The sequence below is a fragment of the Providencia sp. PROV129 genome, assembly GCF_028482245.1.
In the GTDB taxonomy this organism is placed as follows: domain Bacteria; phylum Pseudomonadota; class Gammaproteobacteria; order Enterobacterales; family Enterobacteriaceae; genus Providencia; species Providencia vermicola.
Map to the genome: position 1 here is coordinate 1 of NZ_JAMPQD010000030.1, position 6,702 is coordinate 6,702.

7 protein-coding genes are annotated in these 6,702 nt (G+C 41.9%); 4 read left to right on the forward strand and 3 right to left on the reverse strand.

Features of this window, described 5'->3' with window-relative positions:
• Positions 1-131: 131 nt before the first annotated feature.
• Both PSF27_RS19155 and PSF27_RS19160 read left to right on the forward strand, forming a co-directional pair.
• Positions 132-632: a protein disulfide oxidoreductase gene (locus tag PSF27_RS19155; protein ID WP_272574314.1), complete on the forward strand. Its 501-nt coding sequence runs from the start codon at positions 132-134 to the stop codon at positions 630-632.
• Between the two features lie 110 nt (positions 633-742).
• Positions 743-1,273 (forward strand): protein K, encoded by a 531-nt coding sequence (locus PSF27_RS19160; RefSeq protein ID WP_206085274.1) that lies wholly within the window; start codon positions 743-745, stop codon positions 1,271-1,273.
• A 47-nt stretch (positions 1,274-1,320) separates the two neighbouring features.
• On the opposite strand, the gene PSF27_RS19165 is transcribed toward PSF27_RS19160, so the two are convergent.
• Positions 1,321-2,034 (reverse strand): NUDIX domain-containing protein, encoded by a 714-nt coding sequence (locus PSF27_RS19165; RefSeq protein ID WP_206085275.1) that lies wholly within the window; start codon positions 2,032-2,034, stop codon positions 1,321-1,323.
• 151 nt (positions 2,035-2,185) lie between these two features.
• Here PSF27_RS19165 and PSF27_RS19170 point away from each other — a divergent pair, with 151 nt between their 5' ends.
• Both PSF27_RS19170 and PSF27_RS19175 read left to right on the forward strand, forming a co-directional pair.
• Positions 2,186-3,205, forward strand: coding sequence for an SPFH domain-containing protein (locus tag PSF27_RS19170; protein WP_206085276.1), 1,020 nt, complete (start codon positions 2,186-2,188; stop codon positions 3,203-3,205).
• Entirely contained in the window at positions 3,205-4,128 is a 924-nt protein-coding gene (locus tag PSF27_RS19175) for a sugar kinase (RefSeq protein ID WP_272539844.1), read from the forward strand. The genes PSF27_RS19170 and PSF27_RS19175 overlap by 1 nt, the downstream gene beginning before the upstream one ends.
• A 55-nt stretch (positions 4,129-4,183) precedes the next feature.
• Here the strand turns inward: PSF27_RS19175 and lnt are convergent, their stop codons facing one another.
• Together lnt and corC are read right to left on the reverse strand one after the other, a co-directional pair.
• The gene (gene lnt / locus PSF27_RS19180; RefSeq protein ID WP_206085278.1) at positions 4,184-5,716 is read right to left on the reverse strand and encodes an apolipoprotein N-acyltransferase; all 1,533 of its coding nucleotides are present in this window, start codon (positions 5,714-5,716) and stop codon (positions 4,184-4,186) included.
• A complete protein-coding gene (gene corC, locus PSF27_RS19185; RefSeq protein ID WP_206085473.1) occupies positions 5,716-6,600 on the reverse strand; it encodes a CNNM family magnesium/cobalt transport protein CorC in 885 nt (294 codons plus the stop codon). The genes lnt and corC overlap by 1 nt, the downstream gene beginning before the upstream one ends.
• Between the last annotated feature and the right edge of the window lie 102 nt (positions 6,601-6,702).

Genomic DNA, 6,702 nt, shown 5'->3' on the forward strand with positions numbered 1-6,702 from the left:
TCAACACGAATTATTTAGAGGATAAAAACCAAGCATTTTAAATAAATAGCAAGGCATTCATTTCCATTGAATGTTTTGGTTTCTTACATTCTAGATTTGTACTATTTGATAACAAATAGGTTAATAACCTTATGAATAAACTGAAAAAGTGGTCTAAAGAAATTATTGTTTTGGCGATTATTTTATTTATTGCTTTTACCGTCATGGACTTGTGGCGCAAGCCACAAGTGCTTGCACCTGTGCTATTGGAGCAACACACTTTGGTTAATGGTGAGACCGTTTCATTGGCTGAACTAAGCAAGGAAAAACCCATATTGGTTTATTTCTGGGCAACATGGTGTGGGGTATGCAATTTAACATCGCCAACGGTATCCGATTTAAGTCAATCAGGTATGCCAATTATCTCGGTTGCAATACGTTCGGGTGAAACACCGCGTTTAATAAAAGGAATGGAAAGCAAGGACTTAACGTTTCCTGTGATCAACGACATTAGTGGGCAGCTTTCCAATGCAGTGGGGGTTAGTGCAACACCAACATTTATGGTGATTGATAACGGTGAATTAGTCAGTTTTACTTCGGGCTGGACCAGTTCTTACGGCTTAAAAATGCGCATGTGGTTGGCCTCATTTTAGTATCTTCATTGTCCCCTTTGGGTTAAAAAAGGGGACTTTTCCGTCTATAAGTTTAATTTATCGTTGTGGTAAACTCATCTGGCATATAAATAATAAAATGGGTGGATGGGATGGTTGTGTTCAAAAAAGTGGTTGGGTTATTGCTAGGTGCGGTATTAATTGCGGGATGTTCCCCCGATGCCGAAGAGAAAAAGCCCGTTGAACAAACATCAGGAACGACTGCAAATTCAGAATTAAAACAGCGTTATGATGAAATAAAAGCCAATTCAACGGAAGAGAAAATTAATGCGTTTAATGCCAAAGGAGACGATGACCCGACGTTATTACGAGAGGTTTTCTTGACCGAAATGGCAAAAGCATTACCGATGTTGATTGACGACGTCACATTATTGACGGAAGTTACGGCAAACCAAAATGGTATGCTGTTTTATCAGTACACCATCAAGGGGATCCCTGATAATGTTCTGGAAGGAAAGAACTGGCAGCAAAATATGCGTGAAATCTTAGATAAAAACTATTGTGGTAAAGACGTTGGCATGAAAATGCTGCATGAAATGTTCCCTGAAGGGATCACACACAATTACCATAAATCAGATAAATTGGTTTTCACCTACATTGTGACGCCAGCTATTTGCCACTAATCTCCTTTATAGTGCCTGATAAGCATTTTTATCAGGCATATCAATAGCTAAAACTCTAAATTGCGAATAAAACGGTAATCGGCTGATTGGGGCTTTAAACGGTATAAATTAGCGGGTCGGCCGCGCTCATGGCGCTTTTTCCCTGTATCAATCAATAAATCTGCTTGTTCTAGGCGACGTCTAAAAGACTTATTTTGTAATGGCTTACCAATCAAGACTTCATGCACATGTTGCAATTCTGCTAAGGTGAATTCATCGGGAAGGGCAAATCCTGGCACAATGGAATACAGTGATTTTTGTGTTAAGCGTGCTCTGGCTTGTTGGTAAAGTTCTAGATGATCAAAAGCGAGAGAAAGATGCTCAATCTCATCAATCGCCACCCATTTGACGGAGTCCACCGTTTCAATATGCGCGTTGCAGGCTTGGTAAGCGATCAGCGCGGTATAGCACACTGTTACAGACCAACCACGCGGATCGCGTTGGTGGTTGCCGACTGTACAAAGTTGCTCAATATAAGGGGGGATCACGCCTGTTTTTTCGTTTAGTTTGCGCAAAACCGTCTCTTCTAACGTTTGATCACTTTGCTCATCAATAAATCCCCCAGGTAAGCCCCATTTCCCTTTTTCGGGGAAACTTGCTCGTTCAACCAGTAATACCTTCAACGTGTTTTCATGGTAAGTAAACAAAACGGCATCGACAGTGAGTAAAGGTGATAAGTAATCTTTTCTGTCATAGCTAGCGAGAAACTCTTTTTCATTCATATTGTTACCACTCAACGTTAAAGATGAAGTATAGGGCTAAATCATACACGCAAAAACAATTATTGTCATTAAGACATTTAATTCTTGACTTGTTTGTGTCTATAGGACAATAATTAATTAAGGTCATAAAGACATTAATGAGGGTTCCACTATGATTAACTTTAAATATTTCAAAGCAGACTCATCCACTTTTGTTATTCAATCAGTGAATGGAAAGGTACGTAAGCAAGGCAAAGGGATCAGTTTTTGGTATAACGCAGACAAAACATCGATAGCCGCTTTGCCTCTCAATGCTCAAGAGGCGCCGTTTATTTTTAATCTGCAAACGGCTGATTTTCAAAGCTTACGAGTACAGGGGCAAATTTCATTTCAAGTCAAAGAGCCTGAAAAAACGGCCGATGTATTAAATTTTAACTTAACTAAAGATGGGAAAGGCTATTCATCTGAAGATCCGTTAAAGATGAGCGACAGGGTAGTACGAGCAGCACAAACAGTGATCCAAGCAAAAATCCAAAGTACATCATTACGTGATGCACTATTAATTAGCCGTTCATTAGTCACGTTGGTTTCCCAGCAGTTAACTGAGCAGTCGGTTATCAATTCATTAGGAATAGACATTCTTGAGGTCTCTATTGCAGCGATTACACCATCGCCAGAAACCTTGAAAGCACTTGAAGCTCAGGCGAGGGAGTCTATTTTAAAAGAGGCGGATGATGCTATTTACGCAAGGCGCAAATTCTCCGTTGAACAAGAACGCACTATCAAGGAAGCTGAATTAGAAACCGATCTTTCTGTTCAAGCAAAGGAGCAGCAAATCGAAGAAGCTCGGTTAGACAATGAACGTAAATTATTACGTGAGCGGGCTGAAATTGAACAAGAGGAACTGACCGCACAAGTGAATGCTGAAGAGAAACGCCAAGAATTGGTGGCACTTAGTGTCGGGAACCAGCGTATTCAATCCGATGCGGATGCTTATGCCATTGAATCAAAAATGAAAGCTTATAGCCAATTACCCGTGGAGAACTTAAAAGCGTTAGCCCTTGCCAAAATGGGCCCTGAACAGTTGATGGCGATGGCGTTTGAATCACTGGCTCAAAATGCAGGGAAAATAGGTGAGCTCAATATCTCCCCTGATTTATTCGGTCAATTAATGAAAAAGGGGGCTAAATAATGAAAGTAATTGATGATGCACGTTTTGTTTTGGTTATGCGTAAGACACGCTTACAAGAACTCATTGAACGTTTTAATACATGGCCGCAAGCGAAATTCTATTTAGAACATAACCATGTTGAAGTTGATGATTATTTGCTTGAACATGATTTATACCAGCGACAATTAGTTCAAGCAGAATCAGTACTGAAATCACTAGGTCGATTTCAATTACTAGAAAGAAAATTATTGCCCAGTTATCAATTTTCCAAACAGGATATTGTGGTGGTGATTGGGCAAGATGGCTTGGTCGCGAATACGTTAAAATACTTGCAGGGGCAGCCTGTGATTGCTATCAATCCAGATCCAAAACGCTGGGATGGTAAGTTATTACCTTTTGAAATAGGCCAATTAAAGGAGGTCGTGACTCAAACATTAAAAGGGAAAATGGCGCAAAAGTCGGTCACTTTTGCTGAGGCGATAACGAATGATGGGCAGTCTTTATTGGCGGTAAATGACTTATTTATTGGCCCGAAAAGCCATACATCAGCGCGGTATCTCCTTAATTGGCAAGGTGAACAAGAGTTTCAGTCGTCGTCAGGGATCATTATTTCGACAGGACTAGGGTCGACAGGGTGGTTTCAATCTATTTTAGCGGGGGCTCAGGCTATAACAGGCACGAAAAACCATCCACTTGCGAGTGGATTTGCATGGGGAGATAGCAAGTTACAGTTTAGCGTGAGAGAGCCATTTCTCAGTAAAACAACGGGTATAAAGTGGGTGTTTGGAACGATAGAACCTAATAGCCCGTTAGCATTGGAGTCTTTAATGCCTGATAACGGCGTGATTTTTTCAGATGGGATTGAAGAGGATTTTTTGCAATTTAACGCAGGATGTATTGTAACGGTGGGAATTGCTGATATACAGGGGCAACTCATTGCTTAGTTTAATATCACTAGCCTCAATAGACGTTTATTGACTATTGAGGCCAGTTAATAACTCAGTGCTTACGGCGTCGGTTCATTGCAAAACCAAGCACACCAAAGACCACGACAGCTCCCCACATTGGGTAGTTGCTCCAGCGTGCATAAGGGGTTAACCCTGTGGTTGGTGTCACTTCTGTAGCAAGCGTGGCAGTTTTGAATTGTGGAAGCATATCTTGAATAGAACCATCTGCACTGATCACTGCTGTGATACCGTTATTGGTTGAGCGTAATAGTGGGCGACCTAACTCCAAGGAACGCATCCGCGCCATTTGGAAGTGCTGCCAAGGGCCTATGGATTTTCCAAACCATGCATCATTTGAAACGGTAAGTAAGTAGTCGCTATCTGGTTTAAAGTTATCCCTGACCTGCGTACCTAAAATAATCTCATAACAAATAGCTGCGGTCAGATGAATATTGCCAACCGCTAATTGCGCTTGTTCGTAATCACCACGGCTAAAACCCGACATTGGCAAATTAAAGAAAGGGGCGATAGGGCGCAGCAAATCTTCTAAAGGTACATATTCACCAAATGGTACTAAATGGTGTTTGTTATATCGGTTTTTAGACGGGTATAAATATGGTTTTTTATCCCCTAATACAATGATTGTATTATAGAAAGTATATTCACCATCTATTGGCCTTGCATCCACAATCCCTGTAATTAACTGAGTATTTGACTCCGCTAATAATTGGTCGAGAGATTTAAGCCAGGTCTGGTTATCGAGCTCAACGGAAGGCACTGCTGATTCAGGCCAAATAATCAAAGAGGCTTTACCGATATACGGACGAGAGAGCTCCATGTAGGTGTCTTTGGTTTTTTGTAAAAAGCTGGCTTCCCACTTCATTGATTGAGGAATATTGCCTTGAACCAGTGCCACTTCCATTTTTTTGCCATCAAGGGGGGTGAACCACTGCACATTTTTGGCAATTAATGGGGCAAAAATCAAAACAACTGCAACTGTGAGCGCAACAAAGCTGCGGCGCAAGATAGCGAGTACTAACAGGCCACTGATGCTAAATAATAGCAATGTAACCATTTCCACCCCAAATACAGGGGCGAGTGCTTTCATCGGCCCATCAATTTGGCTATAACCAAATTGCAGCCATGGGAAGCCTGTTAACACCCAACCACGCAGAAATTCGGTGACTTGCCAGAGGGCGGGAGCGGCAAAAACCAAACGCCAAATATTGGCTTTAGGCGCAAATTTAGCCAATAACCCGCCAAATAGCCCTGTATACAGCGAAAGGTAAGCGGCTAATAAAATCACAATAAAGACGTTGACTGGGCCTGGCATTCCGCCGAAATCAGCAATACTGACGTAAACCCAATTGACGCCACTGCCAAATAGGCCAAAGCCCCATGCAAAACCTATCGCAAAAGATTGTTTTGTATTACGTTCTAGGGTGAGTAGCTGGAGAAATAAAATTGAGAGTAGCGCAGCAGGCCAGATGTCAAAAGGCGAAAAAGCCAGTGTTCCACTGGCTCCGAATAATAAAGCCAGCAGTAACCGCAACCACTGGCTTTGATACATAGATGTTGAGTTCATTAAGTCTGTTCTTCTTCCAAAGTAGGAACTGGCGCATCGTCTGGAATTTTCACGTGAAGCAGAAGAATTCGACGACTGTCTGCCATAGCAACTTTAAACTGATAATTATCTATTGTGATGGTTTCACCGCGGGAAGGCAAATGACCAAAGGCCTGCATGACTAACCCACCAACGGTATCTACTTCATCATCACTAAAATGGGTATTGAACGCCTCATTGAAATCTTCAATCTGCGTTAGTGCGCGGACAGAATAGGAATGACGACTCAATTGGCGAATATCGACATCATCTTGATCGTCGTATTCGTCTTCAATTTCACCCACAATCAACTCTAAAATATCTTCAATGGTCACAAGACCAGAAACACCACCAAATTCATCGATAACGATAGCCATATGGTAGCGTTGGGAACGGAACTCTTTGAGTAATCGGTCTACTCGTTTACTTTCAGGGACAACAACCGCTTGGCGTAAGACTTTATCGATACTAAAAGGCTCGGCATCCGTACGCATAAATGGCAGTAAATCTTTTGCCATCAACAGCCCTTCAATGTGGTCTTTGTCTTCGCTGATAACAGGGAAGCGTGAGTGAGCAGAGTCAATAATGACATCCAAGCACTCATCAAGCGTTTGGTTACGTTTTAAGGTAACAATTTGGGAACGCGGGATCATAATGTCGCGCACGCGCTGATCCGCGATATCCATAACCCCTTCAAGCATTTCACGGGTATCAGGATCGATTAAATCGTTTTGTTCAGAGTCGCGAATTAATTCGACTAAATCATCACGATTTTTAGGTTCACCATGGAAAAGGTGATTTAACAGTGCAAAGAACCCTTTCTTAGGACCAGGGTTATCGCTACTCGAAGAGTTATCGTCGCTCATGGCGGTTAATTTTTTTTTCCTCAAAAAATACTCGTCATACTTCGAACCGCAGCGTTGTTGGCTGCACTTGGCTACCCGAATCACATACTTGTGTATGCTCAT

Coding starts and splice junctions, on each gene's coding strand:
- corC (WP_206085473.1), bottom strand. CDS start 6,600: ATGAGCGACGATAACTCTTCGAGTAGCGATAACCCTGGTCCTAAGAAA.
- PSF27_RS19165 (WP_206085275.1), bottom strand. CDS start 2,034: ATGAATGAAAAAGAGTTTCTCGCTAGCTATGACAGAAAAGATTACTTA.
- lnt (WP_206085278.1), bottom strand. CDS start 5,716: ATGAACTCAACATCTATGTATCAAAGCCAGTGGTTGCGGTTACTGCTG.
- PSF27_RS19155 (WP_272574314.1), top strand. CDS start 132: ATGAATAAACTGAAAAAGTGGTCTAAAGAAATTATTGTTTTGGCGATT.
- PSF27_RS19170 (WP_206085276.1), top strand. CDS start 2,186: ATGATTAACTTTAAATATTTCAAAGCAGACTCATCCACTTTTGTTATT.
- PSF27_RS19175 (WP_272539844.1), top strand. CDS start 3,205: ATGAAAGTAATTGATGATGCACGTTTTGTTTTGGTTATGCGTAAGACA.
- PSF27_RS19160 (WP_206085274.1), top strand. CDS start 743: ATGGTTGTGTTCAAAAAAGTGGTTGGGTTATTGCTAGGTGCGGTATTA.